The 260-nt window shown below is 44.2% G+C and carries 1 protein-coding gene; it reads left to right on the top strand.

Annotated elements, in window-relative coordinates:
• Positions 1–260, top strand: a 260-nt coding sequence (locus AAEY62_RS23190) for a transposase (RefSeq protein ID WP_350636793.1), incomplete at both ends; no start/stop codon positions are given.

The following is a 260-nucleotide window of genomic DNA, read 5'->3' as shown; positions in this document are numbered from 1 at the left end:
AAAATGAAGGGGCTAAGTTTTGGTTGAGCGTGCTCACCGAATTAAGCCAACGGGGCGTTGAAGATATCTTAATCGCGTGCGTAGATGGGCTGAAGGGATTTCCTGATGCAATTAATACTGCTTACCCGCAAACTCATGTTCAATTGTGTATAGTGCATATGGTTCGAAACTCATTGAAATATGTCTCATGGAAAGATTATAAAGCCGTGACGGCGGATTTGAAGCTGATTTACCGCTCGTCGACAGAAGAAGAGGCGTTG

The organism is Pseudoalteromonas sp. GW168-MNA-CIBAN-0100 (assembly GCF_040309225.1).
Taxonomy (GTDB): domain Bacteria; phylum Pseudomonadota; class Gammaproteobacteria; order Enterobacterales; family Alteromonadaceae; genus Pseudoalteromonas; species Pseudoalteromonas arctica.
The sequence above is the reverse complement of the archived record's forward strand: the minus strand, read 5'-3'. Positions and strand labels throughout refer to the sequence as shown.